This window comes from Scardovia wiggsiae (genome assembly GCF_051045985.1).
Lineage (GTDB): Bacteria > Actinomycetota > Actinomycetes > Actinomycetales > Bifidobacteriaceae > Scardovia > Scardovia wiggsiae.
Genome location: NZ_CP157350.1, coordinates 981,063 through 999,407, shown reverse-complemented (window position 1 = coordinate 999,407; position 18,345 = coordinate 981,063). Strand labels below are relative to the sequence as shown.

Genomic DNA, 18,345 nt, shown 5'->3' with positions numbered 1-18,345 from the left:
TGAAAAGGGCAGAAAGCCCATGCTGAAGGAAAAGCCCATGCTGAAGGATATGCCATTGGTATAATCTGCTGTAAGACGGGTAAGCACATGCAGCGCATGGAACCGGCAGTGCGATGTCCGGCAGCATGGCATAAACAGGATATAAAATGGGGAACTGGTTTATTGATATTGATCTTGACAAAGGATGGTTTCCTGCATCGATAACTGTAATCGTTGCAGTACTTGCGGTAAGCCTCCTCCCTCTTTTTGCACGGCCGCATACCCAGCGGGAGCGGCGCGTTTCCCAAACCGGGGATACCGGAGGGGGCCAGGGCATCGGGGATACTCAGAAGCCTCCGGCCTCTGCCGTATTCAGAAACTTTATATCCCGATGCCGTCATCCAAAGATCACTGCATTTGCATGGCAGGCCCTGTTCGCAGCCGTATTCTTCGGTTTCGGGTGGGCTCTCACATATCTTATGTCGCATGTGTGGGTCGTATTCGGGGTGGAGCTGGGGCTTCTTGTGATTGTTAAAGTTGCAGCCGCAATGGGGATCTTCGGGTTTGCTGCTGCATCTCTGCTGGCGTATCGGGGGAAAAGGAAGGTGCTTTCTGTTATCCTCATGATATTTTCGGTTATTTATGGGGTCGTAGGTGTGAATGCTGTTTACGGGCAGTATCCGACCATCAGGTCGGTTTTGGGTGCTGAAGCTTTCCCTGAAATGCCGGGATACCAGCCTCATGGCACAACACGGACAGTGAAAGAATGGGAAGCAGCAGCGAAGGCGGGAAAATTGCCGAAGCTGCGCAGGGAAGGGATCGTCCGTACTGTCGATATCCCCGCCCGTATCGCACATTTTAAGCCGCGTAAAGCCAATGTTTATCTTCCTCCCGCGGCCCTCGCCGATAACCCTCCCAGGCTCCCTGTCCTTATCGCCCTTTCCGGCCAGCCGGGCAGCCCTGACAGGTTTTTCCTTTCGGGGAGATTTCAGGATTCCCTCAACGAATTTGCAAAAAAGCACCATGGCATAGCGCCAATAGTGGTTTCACCTGACCATCTGGGGGATGCTTCGCATAATACATTATGTTCTGATACCCCTGTATATGGGGATGCGCAGACATATATTACCAGAGATGTAACAGGCTGGATCACATCCCGCCTTCCTGTGCAGCTTCCCGGCAAGGCCTGGGGCATCGCGGGCTTTTCAATGGGCGGCACATGCGCAACGCATCTCGGGCCTAAGTATCATAATCTGTACGGGCATATCATTTCCATTGGGGGCGAGGTGCATCATTCCAACGGTCCTGTCCCTGAAATGGTCGGCAGGTTTTATGGCGGTTCACGTGCAGCGTACGAGGACCATGTACCGGCGGTGGCAATACGGAAATATGGCCTGCCCAGCCAGACCATCCTTTTCGGTGCCGGCCAGTATGACCAGATAGGGCAGGATAATGCGCGGTCTGTTGCGCAAGCGGCCAGCGCCAGGGGGATGAAAGTCGATGCGGTTGTTGTTGCGGGCAAAGGCCATGACTGGAACAGTGTAAGAGCTGTCATGAACTACGGGTTAGCACAGTTTTGCATGGAGACCGGATTGTCACAGGGCACTGTGCGTATCAGCAGTTTCCCTTCGCTGACCCATATGGATGGGGTGAAGATATCGTACGGACAGGAAGGCCACGGCTGAACTGCGGTACAATAACAATGGATTGGAGTCCGGCAGGGGGGCTGGACCCGCCGAGAGGCTGGAAATATGGAGAATTCAGATATGTCAGATATGTCAGATAACACGGGGCAGTATGCTGGTGATAAACAGCTGCCGCCATCAGGCGCTGTCCCGGCGGCAGGGCCGGAGTATGAGGCATCCCGGGATCACAGATTGAGGAAAGGAGGGGGCTGCAAAAGTTCCGAGGAGCACGGGAACTATAAGGGATTGAAGGTTTTAAAGGCCATAGATCCTTCGCGGCATCCTGCCCGTGCTCTGCTCCTTGACGGCCTCCAGTGGATAGGCAAACACCCCCTTGCCGTATCGCTTGCCGTGTCCTTCCTTCTGTACAACATTGTTATACGTGCTGCTATTTCTCGGCATATTAATTTTCGGCCTCTTCTGCAGTATGTCGGGCATGAATATTTCCGCACCAGCTACAGGCAGCTGATCGCAGGCAGATGGTATACAGCTGTTGCTTCTATTTTCTTCGTTGACGATATCCCTCAGATAATTATTGGGGTCATAACGATCTTATTTGCGGTCAGCATTGCTGAGTCCCATCTTGGCCTTCTGCGGGCTGCAGCGACCGGCATAGTATGCTGCATCATCGGTTTAAGCTCAGGCCTTGCTTTGTGCTACCTGATCCAGGGGCATGGCAGGCAATGGCATATATTGCTTGACCTTTCGCTGTCCTATGGGCCGGGAGTCCTTGTTATCGGCCCGCTTATGGCTGCCGGTGCTGCTATCACCCCATTATGGCGCCGAAGACTGTATATTTTTACGTATGCTGTTATACTTGCCGGGCTTTTATACAGGGGCGAACCTATCGATTATGTTCTGCTGATAGGGGCTTTTGTCGGACAAGCCTGCGGCTTCATGTTCGTCCGTAAAGCTGTCCAGGATTTTGTTATTGAGCCTGTCCAGGCAATAGAAGTATGGCGGATACTGAGCATTATTACGGTTATAGCTGCGGTAGGGCCCCTTATTGCTGTAACATCGCCGATCCATGCGGGGCCTCTGTCGGATATCGGCCTTCTTCTCGGGCCTTCCCAGGCTGATTTTGCAAAAATAACCGAATGCATGCAGCAGGTGCACAGTACAGGGTGCTATATGCGGTACGGTTTTATGCGTGTCCATCTTTCCGGGGCATTGCTTGTCTCGCTTTTGCCGGTAGCCATTTCCCTCATCATCGCATGGGGTATTTACCGTGGGCGCAGGACTGCTGTCCATATGGCCATTGTATGGAATCTGGGGATTATTATCCTTTCCGAAGTCTATTACTTCGTGCTTCCTGTGCTCCTGGAAAGCCTGGCATATGGGGAACAGGCGCAGGCCCAGCTGGGCAGGGCCCTGCCGTCGCACGGGACGCTGAAAAACTTCGCAGCTATATGCCTTCTGCCTCTTATCCTCATTATCGTGTATATAACGCAGATACGCAGGTTCCATATCCGTACCCGGCCTGCACTCCTCTATAGCGGAGCTGCTGTTATCGGTGTAACGTTTATTGCACTGAGCCTTATTTATTTCCTTGTGGTCAAATATACCCCCAATCCGCTGCCGGACGATGGTACGGATTATCCTGAGGGGCAGGCCAGCGGCGTAAACATCCTTATTTCGCTGATGGTCCGGTACCTGCCTATCGGCTTTTTGGGACTGGCACGGTTAGCCTCGATCCCGCTTGGCCCGGTTGCGGGCATCGTTGCAGGGATTATTGGACCCATATTCTGGACCGTTACAGGGGTTATTTTCGTCCTGTGGTTTTCCGATCACGGCAGCATAGGAATGAAAGAGCATCAGAAAGCAAGCGGCCTTGTTGAGGCCGGCGGTGAATCCATGTCATTCATGGCTACATGGGAAGGTAATGATTACTGGTTTTCGGCATCGGGTAGGTCTGCCATTGCTTACCGGGTAAATTTCGGGATCGCCCTGACCGTTACCGGTCCCTTCGGGGAACCTGCTGAATACAAACAGGATATCATTGATTTCACTAAATTCTGCGACAGCAATTCATGGATGCCAGTTTTCTATGCTGTCCATGAAGAGCAGCGGAAGTGGCTGGAAAAGCTGAAATGGAACAGCCTTGATGTAGGCACTGAAATGGTCATTGACCCGCGCCAGTGGAAAACAGCCGGCAAAAAGTGGCAGGATGTACGTACCGCTATCAATAAAGCCAAACGTGAGGGTATCACTGATGTTTTGTCTACATATCAGGATGCCACATTCGATATCCGTTCCCAGATTATGACGATCTCTGAAGAGTGGGCAGAAGATAAATCCCTCCCCGAAATGAAGTTCACACTTGGCGGCATTGAAGAACTTATGGATCCCCGCGTAAAACTGCTGTATGCTATAGATGGGGAAGGTACAGTCCAGGCTGTTACAAGCTGGCTTCCAGTTTACCGCGAAGGCAGGGTGATAGGATGGACCCTTGATTTCATGCGCTATCGCCAGGATGCCATCAACGGGATCATGGAATTCCTTATTGCACGTATGGCTGAGCGCCTGAGGGATGGGCAAAGTAATAATCCCAACGGTCCGGCTGCTGACCCCGGAATGCGCGATATCGAATTCCTCAGCCTTTCAGCAGCCCCTCTTTCCGGTATCCGGCCTATTGAGGGAAAATCTGCAAGCCTGACACATATACTGCAGATGACAGCGAATATGCTTGAACCTGCGTATGGTTTCCGATCACTCCTTTTCTTCAAGAAGAAGTTCCAGCCTGCAGAAAACCATGTGTATATCGCTTATCCCGATTCTTCAAGGCTCCCTCAGCTGGCGCTCGCCGTTACACGTGCATATCTGCCGGATATGAAGATACGCGATGTCATGTCGCTTGTAGGCACTTTTACGAGGAACCAGAAACGGCCGGACGGGGCGGACAGGCTGGGAAAGGAAACCCACGGCACCAGACGGCCGTCCGAATTCCATAAAAGCCGTAGTTCGGCTGATACAAAACACGCCGTATAGGTTTTCTCCTGCTATCGTGCTTAAATATTGTTTGTTGTCTGAAAGATAACAGCATGCGCCAGTAGCCCAACGGATTAGAGCATCTGACTACGGATCAGAAGGTTGCAGGTTCGAATCCTGTCTGGCGCACATGCAGTCCCTGCCCGGAAATAGGCGGGGATTTTTGTTATTCCCTGCCTGTACTGTCCCGTATCAGTGAAGTATATTATGATTTATGGTTAAAGGAGACCTCCGGGCAGGATGGAAAATAGCGGTTGGCGGATAACAGGAAGGAGCGCACATGGGCCGGATACCGAAACGGTATAAACCGCACGGGCGGCAGAGCGGGAAATCCGACAAACGGAATACCCGTAATCAGCATAAAAGCGCTTCGAGGCAGTCGCTATCCAAAACAGGGCGCCGTCGCAGCAGAAGGAAGGCACTCAGCAGTCTTGCACAGAAAGTGATCCGCCCTTTCCGCTCTGTGACACTCCCCGGCTTTTCTGAGGATATGCTCGCCGATGGTAAGGATTCCCGCTGGCGCCGCCCAGGGAGGATGCTCCTTAAACTTGCGCATTCTGACCGCGCGTCGGGGATTATCATGCTGTGCTTCGCCCTGGCAGGCCTGCTTATGGCGAATCTGCCTGTTACGAAAGGGGCCTACGAAGCCTTATCAGGCTATACCATCGGGGTACCGCACACAAACCTTGTCCTGGAGATTGGGCATTGGGCGCAGGACGGCCTTCTTACGATATTCTTTCTTGTCGTGGGCCTGGAGCTTAAACAGGAGCTGTCAACCGGTTCCCTGTCAAATCCCAAAGCGGCCGCTGTGCCCATGCTTGCAGCGGTAGGAGGCATGCTTCTTCCCCCTGTGATTTTCATTGGCGCTGCCTGTGCAGGCACGCATCTGGACCTGGTACACGGTGTGGGTTTTGCTGTTGCCGCGCAGGGATGGGCTGTCCCCACTGCTACAGATATAGCGTTTTCACTGGCGATCCTGGCGATTTTTGCCAAGGCGCTGCCGGGGTCAATCCGTGCTTTCCTTATGACACTGGCTACAGTTGATGACCTTCTGGGTATCATCATTATTGCCATTTTCTATTCTTCCCTCCATGCGTGGTACTGGTTTGCCGGAGTTGCTGCCTGTGCAGTGATATGGTCATTCCTTGTGCGTATGAAGCGTGTCCCCTGGATTATCGTTGCCGGTGTCGGCCTTCTTGCGTGGGTCATGATGTTTGAAGCGGGGATCCATCCCACGCTGGCCGGGGTGCTTGTCGGGCTTCTGACGCCTGCGCAGCCCGTGTTCGACGAGGAGACCCCGCGTGCTGAGCGGTATCATGACAAGCTTCAGCCATTTTCCGCACTCCTGGCTTTACCGGTATTCGCTTTTTTTGCAACAGGCATCTCATTTACCGGCGCATCAGGAACGTCATTTCTCCTTTCTCCGATCGTTTACGGGGTCATTCTTGCCCTTGTCCTCGGCAAACCTCTCGGAGTGCTTGGAGCTACATGGCTATCTACCCATGTGTTTAGGCTTAAACTTGCGCCTGGGCTGAAAGTAAGGGACCTTATCCCTATGGCGACTGCCTGCGGAGTAGGGTTTACCGTGGCTTTCCTTATGGCATCGCTTGCCTATAAACATGTACTGCTTCAAAATGAGGCGCGCTTCGGCGTCCTCGTAGGGTCGCTGCTCTCCGCCGGTATCGCTGCTGCCCTTTTGTATAACCAGTCTTTGCGCTACAGCAGAGATCCTGAACAGGAAAAAGAAGAGCTGGCGCTCAAAGACATGGAATTCAGCAGGGAAGGGTAGCGTCTGGACCACAGGCCGCAGGGTTACCTGAGGTATAGCAGGGAGACAAAGCATATTGGGTTGATGCCGGAAGCTTTGACAGGTATCCAAATCAGAGTACAATATACAGGTCGAATGGTATTAATACAGAATTAAAAATATGGTAAGAGCCTGTGTGGCTCAGGGGATAATAATTGCAGAAGTGCAGAAAGGCTTGGTGCACGATGACAGAGGCAGACTATTCGGGGGTAAAATTGGAAAACGCCCAGGCCTGGATCGACGGGATTGCCGATGAGTTCAGGGAAGGGTTCGAAACCCTTGCGGATATTGGTCCGGCAATATCTATTTTCGGGTCAGCCCGTTTAGGCGCGGAAAGCCCATATTATCAGGCGGCCGAAAAGATGGCTGGACTTGCAGTAGGGAAAGGCAAGGCAGTGATTACAGGAGGGGGGCCTGGGATCATGGAAGCGGCTAACCGTGGTGCAAAACTTGCAGGCGGCCGTTCCGTAGGCTTGGGCATCGAACTGCCCCATGAGCAGGGCGTCAATGAATACGTAGATACTTCTATTACATTCAAACACTTTTTTGTCAGAAAAACCATGTTCCTCCAGCATTCCCAGGGGATCATCATCTGTCCCGGCGGTTTCGGCACATTTGATGAGATGTTCGAAACCCTTACGATGATCCAGACACGCAAAGCCCCCCGTATCCCGATCGCATTATACGAGGGGAATTACTGGCGCGACCTGTTTGACTGGCTTGATACAACAGTAATGAATAATGGTATGATCTCTCCGCTTGACCCTCAGGTTGTCAGGTTCACTGATGATGTTGCTGAGGCGGTCGATATCGTGACAACTCCGCTGGCCGGATAATAGCGGCCAGCGGTACTTCTTTTGACAAGAGGTACTTCAGAAGGCTGCATGTGCCGGCGCCTTGCGGCCGCAGCCGCCGGGCAGGTCCGACCTGCTGTGTAACTGTTTTATGCCTGAGCACTCTGCATTTTAATCTTATTGCCTTGTGCAGAAGAGTATCCCGGAACCGACAGGCAGCAGGACTGAGGTGTAATCTTCCGCTTCGGAAAATCGGGCAATCAGCTCCCGCATACTGACTGTGTGGTCGCTGCGGTCTGCAGGATTGATAACGCCGCCGTTTGAAGTACGGCTGCGCAGCGCCAGGACGTCAGTGATAAGCAGGACACCTTGCGGACGCAGGAGCCGTGATGATGCAGCAGCGATCTGCTGCGGATCGCCGGCTCCATTGCCGAGGATGACCATATCGTAGTCATTCTCATTGAGTCGCGGAAGGTATTCATTGATATCTGCGGTCACTGTACGGAGCTTAACATTATTAGTATTGCTGCGGGCAGGGCTGTAGCTGTTCCGCAGGCCTGGCCCTGTTTTTGAATGTGCATTGATGACTGTGATAAGGCTTCCGGGCGGAAGGGTTTCTGTAAGATACTGCACCTCCATCTCATTATCCGAGCCGATAGCAATAACCGTCCGGGCATCCACAGTCTGTGCCAGCTGGGCGATGAAACTGCATTCGGCCGCGCTGGCATGCAGGTCATGAGGGTCAGCAGATGCATAGTGTGATCTCATATCATGGGTATTTTCGGATTCACGGTCCAGCGCATATTGTTCTGCGTATTCACAAATTTTAGAAAATGAAGTATGAAGGCGTTGTTGTTCCATACTTCGATTCTATGGATATCGCAGGAAAAGAGGTTCGCCAAAATGGACCGGATGAGGCTGCGTGCATTCTCCCGTTTCGCCTGCTATCGTGCGCATGGCGGGTGAGCGCTGTGGCAGATACAGGATATGTCCGTGGCGGAGAGCAGCAAAGTCGCTTTCCCTTCTGCTATGAGGGCGTTGCATCCGGTGTTGTACGGCTTATTATTGTCGCCGGGCGCAGCATATACATCGCGGTTCATATCGGCCGCCCATGTTGCGCTGTTCAGTGCACCCGACCGGTGCCGTGCCTGGGCGACAATAAGCGTCCGTGATAATGAAGCGATAAGCCTGTTCCTCATAAGGAAACGGAAGCTTTCCGGCAGCGTGTCCGGAGGAAGCTCACTGACAAGCGCCCCATGATGGCTGCATATAGTATCGAAAAGGTTTGAATTGCACTTCGGGCCGCGGGTATTAAGGCCTCCGGCAAATATTGCAACGGTTTTTCCGCACTGGTCGCCGATATCCTGGTACGCGCTTAATACACCCCAATGTGCGCAGGCATCTATCCCCATTGCCCCTCCTGACACTACACAATGCCCATGGAGCGCTGCCTGCCGTGCTGCGTTGAAAGCCGTAGATCTGCCGTATTCGGTGCAATCCCTTGAACCTACTATGCCAACAGGCGAATCACAGGATATAAGGGCACTGGGGTCGCCCTTCCCCCATAAACATAGTGGAGGCGTGCTGTCCGTTATCCGGCAGAGGTCACTGAGCTGGCCAGGCCAGCAGGAACTTCCCGGGGTAATTATCCAATATTCGTTATTCTGTGTAAAATACGTCCACAATTCCTTTGCTGACAGCCCATTGATCAGGCGCATCCGTCCGACCCACCTGCTGAGGGATTCCTTGAATGAAGCTATGGCGCGATCGTGGTTTTTATACCGGTGCGTGCAGATGATCTCTTCTATATGCCTGTTCAGGACCGGTGTTAGCCTGGCCGGGTCATCAGCCAGCTGTTTAAGCTGTACAACCATTTCCTGCGGGCTGATCCTTGGGACCTTCTGTGCAGCACACCTGCCTGCTGCCGGCAGCGCGGCAGACACAGCGGGATACTCTGCAGCCAGGGCAGACGATGTGCCGCTGTATGGTTGGGCCAGTTCATCTGACCGCACTTCAGCGGCTGATGATGGGGATATGCCAGTTAGCGCGTACATGATTGCATTTGCAGTGTTGCAGCAATAAGCAAGGGTGGCTAAGGCAAGGGCTTCGGGCTGGTTCATGGTGTTTCTCCGGTCCTCAACCCAATGGCTTCAAGGATATGGCCTTCATCCGGTTGTGAAGCACCTGCGAGATCGCATAAAGTCCATGCGATCCTCAGTACTCTGTCTGTTCCCCGCATACTCAGTTCCTGCTTTTCTGCGGCTTTCTGCAGATATGCCATAGCCGTACGCGGGGTGTTCTCGCGCAGCCATCCGCCTGGTGCTGCTGCATTGGTTTTCCATGGGAAACACTCAAATCGCCGGAATGCCCGCTGCCGTGCTGCTGAAACGCGCTCCCTCATATGCTCTGAAGAGTAATAAAGCCCGTTGAGGGGTTCCGGTCCAGCCTCCTTTTCCTCCCGGGCAAACATGAGCTGTGTTGTTTCCATATCGGACAGTGTTGGCGCATCAACTTTGATATGTATATCAATGCGGTCCATGATCGGTCCGGAAAGCCTGCCCCAGTATTTATTCCTCTGGCGCGGAGTGCATGTGCATCGCTGCCCGTTGCCCCAGTTAAAACCACATGGGCACGGGTTGGCAGCCATAATGAGCTGGAACCGGGCCGGGTAAAAAGTGGTCCCCTTAGATCGTGCGAGGCTGATGACCCCTTCCTCAAGAGGCTCCCGCAGGGACTGCAGGCATTGGGTAGAAAATTCAGGTGCCTCATCCATAAAAAGGACTCCGTTATGGGCCCGGGTTATTGATCCGGGGCTGGCAAAACCGCTGCCGCCCCCGATAAGGGAAGCAGTGCTTGCGGTGTGATGGGGAGCCTCAAACGGCGGGAAAAGGTCATGGATATCTTTATGGAGCGTACCGCACAAAGATTTTATTGAAGCGACTTCCAGTTTCTGTTCTTCAGTAAGCGGAGGCAGTATTGTAGGAAGCCTTTTAGCAAGCATGGTTTTCCCTGCTCCCGGCGGGCCGGTCATAATCATGTGGTGCCCGCCCGCTGCAGCAGCTTCCAGGGCGCGTTTTGCTTGGGTCTGCCCAATTACCTGGGAGAAATCAAGCTGTTCTTCTTCGGCGTACCTGTCATCAATAAGTGCGGACAATGCTTTCCGACTGCCTGTCTGTGGAAGGATGCGGGTCCACCGTCTATCCTGTGCGTGATCGGTACAGTCACATAGAGAGCCGTATCTTTTGCGCATCGTTTTCCTTAATGTTCCTGTCGGATTGCAGCAGAGGATAAACTGCGCAATATGGCAGATACCGATAATATCCAGGCCCTGCACCAGTTTCGCTTCTTCAATATTATCCTGCGGTACGAAAACTGTACTGATCCCGCTGTGCTTCGCATACAGAAGCATAGGCAGGATACCGCGCACCGGCATAACGCTGCCGTCAAGGTTCAATTCACCGATGACCAGGGAATTGCCGAGGGTCTGCGTTTCGATCATTCGGGAGGACGCCAGTATGCTTGCAGCGATAGCAAGATCGAAAGAAGATCCGCTTTTCGGGACTGATGCAGGGGAAAGGTTAACGGTTACACGTGTCTGCGGCCATGTGAACCCGGCGATCATGCATGCTGACTTGACCCTTTCCCTTGCTTCTGCAAGCGATGTGTCGGGCAGCCCGATGATGGAAAAAGCAGGGAGCCCCGGACTTGTGAATGCCTGGATCTGGATTGTGTACGCTTTGAGCCCCCACAGGCCAATGGAGAAAGATGTTCCTATCGGCATCATATCTCCCTGAGGTGTGTTATAGACGGGACGAGCGAATCTTCAAAGGAGATGGCTATGACATCTATGCTTACAGGACGGCGGATCCTTTGCGGATGCGCTTCGAGCCAGAGGGATGCTGCCCTTTTCAGCCGTATGAGTTTCTGTGGTGTTACTGCTTCAACAGGAGTGCCGAATAACATGCATCTGCGTGTTTTTACTTCGATAATAGTTGTATGCGTTTTCCTGCCGTTTTCGTATGGGGAGACCGCTACTATGTCAAGTTCCCCGTACCTGCAGGACCAGTTACGGTCAAGGATCACGTAACCCTGTTCCCTCAGATAGGTACAGGCGATGTTTTCTCCGTAACGTCCGAGCTCATGAGGCGTCATAGAAGCTATTGGGCTGTGTGTGGGCCCTTCGCGGTACTTTGCCGGATATACCGCCTTATTGTGCGGCTTTTGCAATACTGGTTGAGTCATACATCTACTTCACCACAATTCCGGCAGCCAAGGCGAATTAAAACTGTAATGTGGTCGAATAGGGAACACGCCTCAAAAACCGTTAATCTTGTATGTGTATCAATCAGTGGAAAAGTATGATAGCTGTGGAAAGCTGCGGATACACGCGTAAGGATGATAATACAGGCCTCAGCTTTTGCGTATCCGCCTGTGTGTCGTTTACAGATCTGTTAATTCTTTGAGATTGAGCTCAAAACTGACACCGCGTTCCTCAAAGTGGGGCTGGTTCCTGGTGGAGACCATAGAATTACGCACGAATTCACCAGCAATATAAGCTGCCTGGGGAAGGGAACGCCCTGCCATAACTGCTCCGCATAATGCCGAAGCAAAAGTATCGCCGGTCCCGTGGATCATAAATGGAAGCTTTTCATGTGCCAGCTCCTTTTTCTGATCCACTCCATCCTGCGCGTTGACGACATAGTTACGAAGTTTGCCGTCACTCCTGTCTATCCCTTTAAGAACAACGTTCTTCGCCCCAAGCTCCAGAAGGTTCCGGAGGATTTCGTTTACCTGGGGATCGGTAAGATCCTGCCCGGGATACTCTGTCCCGATAAGGATAGAAGCCTCAGTCAGGTTAGGCATGAGGATATCTGCGCCATCTGCCAGACGGCCCATCGCATCGCATAACTCCTGTGTATATGTCGGGTACCGCTGCCCGCCATCACCCATTACCGGATCGACGAGGCGCAATGCCTGGGGATACTCGCTGTATAAGCGTTTAATGAGATCGACCTGCTCAGCATTGCCAAGGAAACCTGAATAGACCGCATCAAGGCTGACATCCTCTTTCTGCCACGCATCAATATAATCAGAAAGGATATCGGTCGTATCATGGAAAGTATAAGTCTTGTACCGTGTGTGGGCGGAAAGCAGGGCTGTAGGTACAGGGCAGACGTCGCAGCCGGCTGCCGACAAGATAGGGATCGCGGCAGTGAGCGAGCATTTGCCGTAGCCGCACATATCGTGGACTGCAGCAACGCGAGGGATATACAGGGGATCCCTTGTATACAGGACGGTACCCGGAATATCGGCAATCTGGGGTGCAGGCATGTAGTCTCCTCAATATTCGATAGTTAAGTTTTAAATTTTCACTTCATACATTAGCAAGATGGCTCACTATTCTCTTTATAAGATATTTTCTGACTGCGGATTTGAATCTGGTTTTATAGGGCTTTTATAGGGCATCGGTACTATTGATTTCATCAGCTGGTTTTTATTTATGCGGATTTTCCCGGGTTAGCGATATGCAGATGTATATCTGAAGCGTATATATTTTTGTGGTTCTTGGTGTGTGTGGTGTGCGACACGCCGGGGTTGTGTGGGGTGGGGTGGGGGGTGTATTGTTTTTTGTTGCTGCCTGTTGGGGTGTGCTTCCTGTGTGGGGGTGTGGTTCCTGTGTGTGGTGGTGGTTTGAGAACTCAAGAGCGTGTTTTGTACTACTTTTATGCTTATATGTTTTTGTAAGTTGTGGTCTGATTGAAGGCTGCGCCCTTTTGTGGGGTGTGGTTTTTGGTTGGGTTTTTGATTGCCAGTAGAATGCTCATGTTGTGCTGCCTGTTGGGGTGGTGTGGTGTGGGTGTTTGTTTGTGTGAGGCTGCGCCCTTTTTGTGGGGTGTGGTTTTGCTCGTTAATTTATTTTATTTTTTGTGGGCCTGTGTTGGGCTTTCTACGGTTTTTGTGTGGAGGGTTTGATTCTGGCTCAGGACGAACGCTGGCGGCGTGCTTAACACATGCAAGTCGAACGGGATCCACTGGGCTTTTGTTTGGTGGTGAGAGTGGCGAACGGGTGAGTAATGCGTGACTAACCTGCCGTATGGTTGGGGATAGCTCCTGGAAACGGGTGGTAATACCCAATGCTCCAGCTGGATGCATGTCTGGTTGGGAAAGCTTTTGTGCCATATGATGGGGTCGCGTCCTATCAGCTTGTTGGTGGGGTGATGGCCTACCAAGGCGTCGACGGGTAGCCGGCCTAAGAGGGCGACCGGCCACATTGGGACTGAGATACGGCCCAGACTCCTACGGGAGGCAGCAGTGGGGAATATTGCACAATGGGCGCAAGCCTGATGCAGCGACGCCGCGTGCGGGATGGAGGCCTTCGGGTTGTAAACCGCTTTTATAGGGGGGCAAGCTATGCCTGTGTGGTGTGGTGAGTGGACTTTATGAATAAGCACCGGCTAACTACGTGCCAGCAGCCGCGGTAATACGTAGGGTGCAAGCGTTGTCCGGATTTATTGGGCGTAAAGGGCTCGTAGGCGGTTTGTTGCGTCTGGTGTGAAAGCTTACTGCTTAACGGTAGGTTGCGCTGGATACGGGCAGGCTTGAGTGCAGTAGGGGAGACTGGAATTCTCGGTGTAACGGTGGAATGTGTAGATATCGGGAAGAACACCTATGGCGAAGGCAGGTCTCTGGGCTGTTACTGACGCTGAGGAGCGAAAGCGTGGGGAGCGAACAGGATTAGATACCCTGGTAGTCCATGCTGTAAACGGTGGACGCTGGATGTGGGGCCCATTTCCACGGGTTCTGTGTCGGAGCTAACGCGTTAAGCGTCCCGCCTGGGGAGTACGGCCGCAAGGTTAAAACTCAAAGAAATTGACGGGGGCCCGCACAAGCGGCGGAGCATGCGGATTAATTCGATGCAACGCGAAGAACCTTACCAGGGCTTGACATAACCTGGATGATGCCAGAGATGGTGTGTCCCTTCGGGGCTGGGTTACAGGTGGTGCATGGTCGTCGTCAGCTCGTGTCGTGAGATGTTGGGTTAAGTCCCGCAACGAGCGCAACCCTTGCCTTGTGTTACCAGCGGGTCGTGCCGGGGACTCACAAGGGACCGCCGGGGTTAACTCGGAGGAAGGTGGGGATGACGTCAGATCATCATGCCCCTTACGTCCTGGGCTTCACGCATGCTACAATGGCTGGTACAGCGGGATGCGATACTGTAAGGTGGAGCGGATCCTGTAAAACCGGTCTCAGTTCGGATCGGGGCCTGCAACTCGGCCTCGTGAAGGTGGAGTCGCTAGTAATCGCGGATCAGCAGTGCCGCGGTGAATGCGTTCCCGGGCCTTGTACACACCGCCCGTCAAGTCATGAAAGTGGGCAGCACCCGAAGCCGGTGGCCTAACCTGTTGTGGGGGGGAGCCGTCTAAGGTGAGGTTCGCGATTGGGACTAAGTCGTAACAAGGTAGCCGTACCGGAAGGTGCGGCTGGATCACCTCCTTTCTAAGGAGAATGTGTGCCCTGCACGGTGGTGTGGGGGAAGAAGCACCCTGATTAGTTTCCCTTCTTTTTGTGTGGAGGGGTGTGGGGTGTGTGGTGTGGAAACAGTCAAAAACCCTTTTACCGGGATTTATGTGATGTGTAAGTAGTGGTGGTGCTAAGCGCGCTGTTGGGTTCCCTGGCCATGACTATGGTTTGGGGCAGAAAACCCGTCTCATGGTTCCCTTTCCTCTGGTGGGAGGGGGGTTGTGGGGTGTGGGGTGGTGGTTTGACAACTGGATAGTGGACGCGAGCATACACCTGCCTGTAAGGGGTGGGTGTGTGTCTGTAGCCATACCCTGGTCACTCTTGTTTTTGTGGGGGTGGTGGGGTGTGGCGTGTTTTAGTGTGATCATTTGTGATAATACTTGTAGTGTTGTCTGGGGTTGATAGGCGTGTGTTGTGCCAGGCTGGGTGCTTGGTGTGGCATATGGTGGATGCCTGGGCACGTATGACCGATGAAAGACGTGTGGGGCCGCGATAGGCCTCGGGGAGCTGCCGACAGGGCGTTGATCCGAGGGTGTCTGAATGGGGTAACCTGCCACCTGTTATGGGGTGGTACCGCGTATATGCGGGGGGTACGCAGGGAAGTGAAACATCTTAGTACCTGCAGGAAAAGATATTCCGTTAGTAGTGGCGAGCGAAAGCGGAGGAGACTAAACCATGCGCGTGGTATAAGCGCCTGCTGGTGCGTGTGTGGTGTTGTGGGGTTTCTTGAGGAAGTCAGGCGGCTTCCTGCCTAGTGATAAAGTCTGGTGTGAGGTGAACATGGTTGAAGACATGACCGTAGAGGGTGATGGTCCCGTAGCTGAAGATGCCAGGCCTGGGAAGAATGTCCCCGAGTAGCACGAGCCTCGTGGAATCTCGTGTGAATCTGCCCTGACCGTGGGGTAAGTCTAAATATATGTACGTGACCGATAGTGCACGAGTACCGTGAGGGAAAGGTGAAAAGTAGCCCGGGAGGGTAGTGAAATAGTTCCTGAAACCATGTGCTTTCAATCCGTCAGAGCCTCTTGTTGGGGGTGATGGCGTGCCTATCGAAAAATGAGTCTGCGAGTCAGTGGCATGTAGCGAGGTTAACCCGTGTGGGGGATCCGTAGCGAAAGCGAGTGTTAATAGCGCGTTTTAGTTGCATGTTCTGGACCCGAAGCGGGATGATCTAGCCGTGAGCAGGTTGAAGCGTGGGTGAGACCGCGTGGAGGACCGAACCCACCTAGGTTGAAAACTGGGGGGATGACTTGTGGTTAGGGGTGAAAGGCCAATCAAATTCCGTGATAGCTGGTTCTCTCCGAAATGCATTTAGGTGCAGCGTTCGTGGTCGCCTTCCGGGGGTAGAGCTACTGGATGCCAAAGGGCCCGTATGGGGTACTGATGGCAACCAAACTCCGAATACCGGTATGGTTGTGCACGGGCAGTGAGTCAGCGGGGGATAAGCTCCGTTGTCGAAAGGGAAACAGCCCAGATCGTCGTTTAAGGTCCCTAAGCGTGTGCTAAGTGGGAAAGGATGTGGAGTCGCATGGACAGCCAGGAGGTTGGCTTAGAAGCAGCTATCCTTGAAAGAGTGCGTAACAGCTCACTGGTCTAGTGTCTCCGCGCCGACAATGTAGCGGGGCTCAAGCACACCACCGAAAACGCGGCAGCCGCCTCTTAGGGGGTGGTTGGGTAGGAGAGCGTTCCCTACGGGGTGAAGCCACGGGGTAACCGTGTGGTGGACTGTAGGGAAGTGAGAATGCAGACATGAGTAACGAAACGCGGGTGACAATCCCGCGCGCTGGATGACTAAGGGTTCCGGGGCCACGGTTAACGTCCCCGGGTGAGTCGGGTCCTAAGGCGAGGCCGACAGGCGTAGTCGAATGGATGAACGGGTTGATATTCCCGTACCGGTATCACACCGCCCACACTCGAGGCATCACACGCTAGGCACTGTTTCCTTCCTGTAGGCCCTTTCGGGGGTGTACAGGGGGTGGTGGTGTTTGGTGGTGGGTGTAGTAGGGGAGCAGGGGAGTGACGCATGGGGTAAGCTGGCCTGGCCTGGTGGTTATGGCTGGTTAAGCGTGTAGCAGGTGTCAGAGGCTAATCCCTGACAGCAGACTGTGAGACGTGATGAGCATCATCTTTAGGGGTGGTGTGCTGGTGGTGCCTTGTGCCGAGAAAAGCTTCACTGTTAGGTGTGGTTCCGCTCGTACCCTAAACCGACACAGGTGGTCAGGTAGAGAATACTAAAGCGTTCGAGTGAATCCTGGTCAAGGAACTCGGCAAATTGCTCCCGTGCCTTCGGCATAAGGGAGGCCCTGTGAGATGATCCCACCTAGCGTGGGTGAGTGTTGTGGGGCGGCACAAAACAGGGGGTAGCGACTGTTTACCAAAAACACAGGTGCATGCCAAGACGTAAGTCGCTGTATATGCACTGACGCCTGCCCGGTGCTGGAAGGTTAAGAGGATCCGTTAACCCGTAAGGGTGACGCGGTGAATTTAAGCCCCAGTAAACGGCGGTGGTAACTATAACCATCCTAAGGTAGCGAAATTCCTTGTCGGGTAAGTTCCGACCTGCACGAATGGCGTAACGACTTCCCCACTGTCTCGACCAGGACCTCGGTGAAATTGCAGTACGAGTAAAGATGCTCGTTAAGCGCAGAAGGACGAAAAGACCCCGGGACCTTTACTATACCTTGGTATTGTCGTTCGCTGCTGGTTGTGTAGAATAGGCGGGAGACTATGAAACCCGGCCGCTAGGCTGGGTGGAGTCATCAAGTGAAATACCGTTCTGCTGGCAGTGGGCGTCTAACCTGAGCATGTTATCCATGCTAGGGACAGTGCCTGGCGGGTAGTTTAACTGGGGCGGTTGCCTCCTAAAGAGTAACGGAGGTGCTCAAAGGTCCGCTCAACCCGGTTGGCAATCGGGTGTTGAGTGTAATCACACAAGCGGGCTTGACTGTGAGACTGACAGGTCGAGCAGGGACGAAAGTCGGAGATAATGATCCGGTGCCGGTGTACGGACGCGGCATCGCTCAACGGATAAAAGGTACCCCGGGGATAACAGGCTGATCATTCCCAAGAGTCCATATCGACGGGATGGTTTGGCACCTCGATGTCGGCTCGTCGCATCCTGGGGCTGGAGCAGGTCCCAAGGGTTTGGCTGTTCGCCAATTAAAGCGGCACGCGAGCTGGGTTCAGAACGTCGTGAGACAGTTTGGTCTCTATCCTCTGCGCTCGTTGGAATCTTGAGGAGCCCTGCCCATAGTACGAGAGGACCTGGGTGGACGAACCTCTGGTATGCCAGTTGTCACGCCCGTGGCACTGCTGGTTAGCTACGTTCGGATAGGATAACCGCTGAAAGCATCTAAGCGGGAAGCCTTCTCCAAGATAAGGATTCCCCCACACCTTTGAGTGTGAAGAGTCCCCCCACCAGACCATGGGGTTAATAGGCCAGACGTGGACACATGGCAACATGCGCAGCTGACTGGTACTAACGGACAACAGCACCAACCCGTACACACACACGCTAATCAACCCTACCAATAGCAACACACAAGACCAACACACTAATCACCCGCGTCTA

General features: G+C 53.3%; 9 protein-coding genes, 1 tRNA gene and 2 rRNA genes. 7 read left to right on the top strand and 5 right to left on the bottom strand.

Going from position 1 to position 18,345, the window contains the following annotated elements:
- Window positions 1-146: 146 nt before the first annotated feature.
- The 5 genes from ABKA16_RS04210 to ABKA16_RS04190 all read left to right on the top strand — a co-directional run bounded on the left by ABKA16_RS04210 (window position 147) and on the right by ABKA16_RS04190 (window position 7,295).
- Window positions 147-1,664 (top strand): alpha/beta hydrolase, encoded by a 1,518-nt coding sequence (locus tag ABKA16_RS04210; protein WP_381000588.1) that lies wholly within the window; start codon window positions 147-149, stop codon window positions 1,662-1,664.
- Between the two features lie 81 nt (window positions 1,665-1,745).
- Complete coding sequence (locus ABKA16_RS04205) at window positions 1,746-4,652, top strand: bifunctional lysylphosphatidylglycerol flippase/synthetase MprF (RefSeq protein WP_434156649.1); 2,907 nt, start codon at window positions 1,746-1,748, stop codon at window positions 4,650-4,652.
- A gap of 55 nt (window positions 4,653-4,707) precedes the next feature.
- A tRNA-Arg gene (locus ABKA16_RS04200) sits at window positions 4,708-4,781 on the top strand.
- 361 nt (window positions 4,782-5,142) lie between these two features.
- The gene (locus tag ABKA16_RS04195; RefSeq protein WP_381000639.1) at window positions 5,143-6,441 is read left to right on the top strand and encodes a Na+/H+ antiporter NhaA; all 1,299 of its coding nucleotides are present in this window, start codon (window positions 5,143-5,145) and stop codon (window positions 6,439-6,441) included.
- A 203-nt stretch (window positions 6,442-6,644) separates the two neighbouring features.
- Window positions 6,645-7,295: a TIGR00730 family Rossman fold protein gene (locus ABKA16_RS04190; RefSeq protein ID WP_381000592.1), complete on the top strand. Its 651-nt coding sequence runs from the start codon at window positions 6,645-6,647 to the stop codon at window positions 7,293-7,295.
- 135 nt (window positions 7,296-7,430) lie between these two features.
- Here the strand turns inward: ABKA16_RS04190 and ABKA16_RS04185 are convergent, their stop codons facing one another.
- The 5 genes from ABKA16_RS04185 to ABKA16_RS04165 all read right to left on the bottom strand — a co-directional run bounded on the left by ABKA16_RS04185 (window position 7,431) and on the right by ABKA16_RS04165 (window position 12,584).
- Window positions 7,431-8,114 carry an O-methyltransferase gene (locus ABKA16_RS04185; protein ID WP_381000594.1) on the bottom strand — a complete coding sequence of 228 codons (684 nt, stop codon included), beginning with the start codon at window positions 8,112-8,114 and terminating at the stop codon, window positions 7,431-7,433.
- A gap of 83 nt (window positions 8,115-8,197) precedes the next feature.
- The gene (locus tag ABKA16_RS04180) at window positions 8,198-9,307 is read right to left on the bottom strand and encodes a DNA-processing protein DprA (RefSeq protein WP_381000596.1); all 1,110 of its coding nucleotides are present in this window, start codon (window positions 9,305-9,307) and stop codon (window positions 8,198-8,200) included.
- A 62-nt stretch (window positions 9,308-9,369) separates the two neighbouring features.
- Window positions 9,370-11,034, bottom strand: a complete 1,665-nt coding sequence (locus tag ABKA16_RS04175; protein ID WP_381000641.1) for a YifB family Mg chelatase-like AAA ATPase — start codon at window positions 11,032-11,034, stop codon at window positions 9,370-9,372.
- On the bottom strand, window positions 11,034-11,495 hold the full coding sequence (locus ABKA16_RS04170) for a YraN family protein (protein ID WP_381000598.1): 462 nt from the start codon (window positions 11,493-11,495) through the stop codon (window positions 11,034-11,036). The genes ABKA16_RS04175 and ABKA16_RS04170 overlap by 1 nt, the downstream gene beginning before the upstream one ends.
- A 198-nt stretch (window positions 11,496-11,693) precedes the next feature.
- Complete coding sequence (locus tag ABKA16_RS04165; RefSeq protein ID WP_381000600.1) at window positions 11,694-12,584, bottom strand: pyridoxamine kinase; 891 nt, start codon at window positions 12,582-12,584, stop codon at window positions 11,694-11,696.
- A gap of 626 nt (window positions 12,585-13,210) precedes the next feature.
- Here ABKA16_RS04165 and ABKA16_RS04160 point away from each other — a divergent pair.
- Both ABKA16_RS04160 and ABKA16_RS04155 read left to right on the top strand, forming a co-directional pair.
- Window positions 13,211-14,750, top strand: a 16S ribosomal RNA gene (locus ABKA16_RS04160).
- 452 nt (window positions 14,751-15,202) lie between these two features.
- Window positions 15,203-18,276 (top strand): 23S ribosomal RNA (locus tag ABKA16_RS04155).
- Together the 16S and 23S rRNA genes form the textbook arrangement of a ribosomal RNA operon.
- Window positions 18,277-18,345 lie beyond the last annotated feature (69 nt).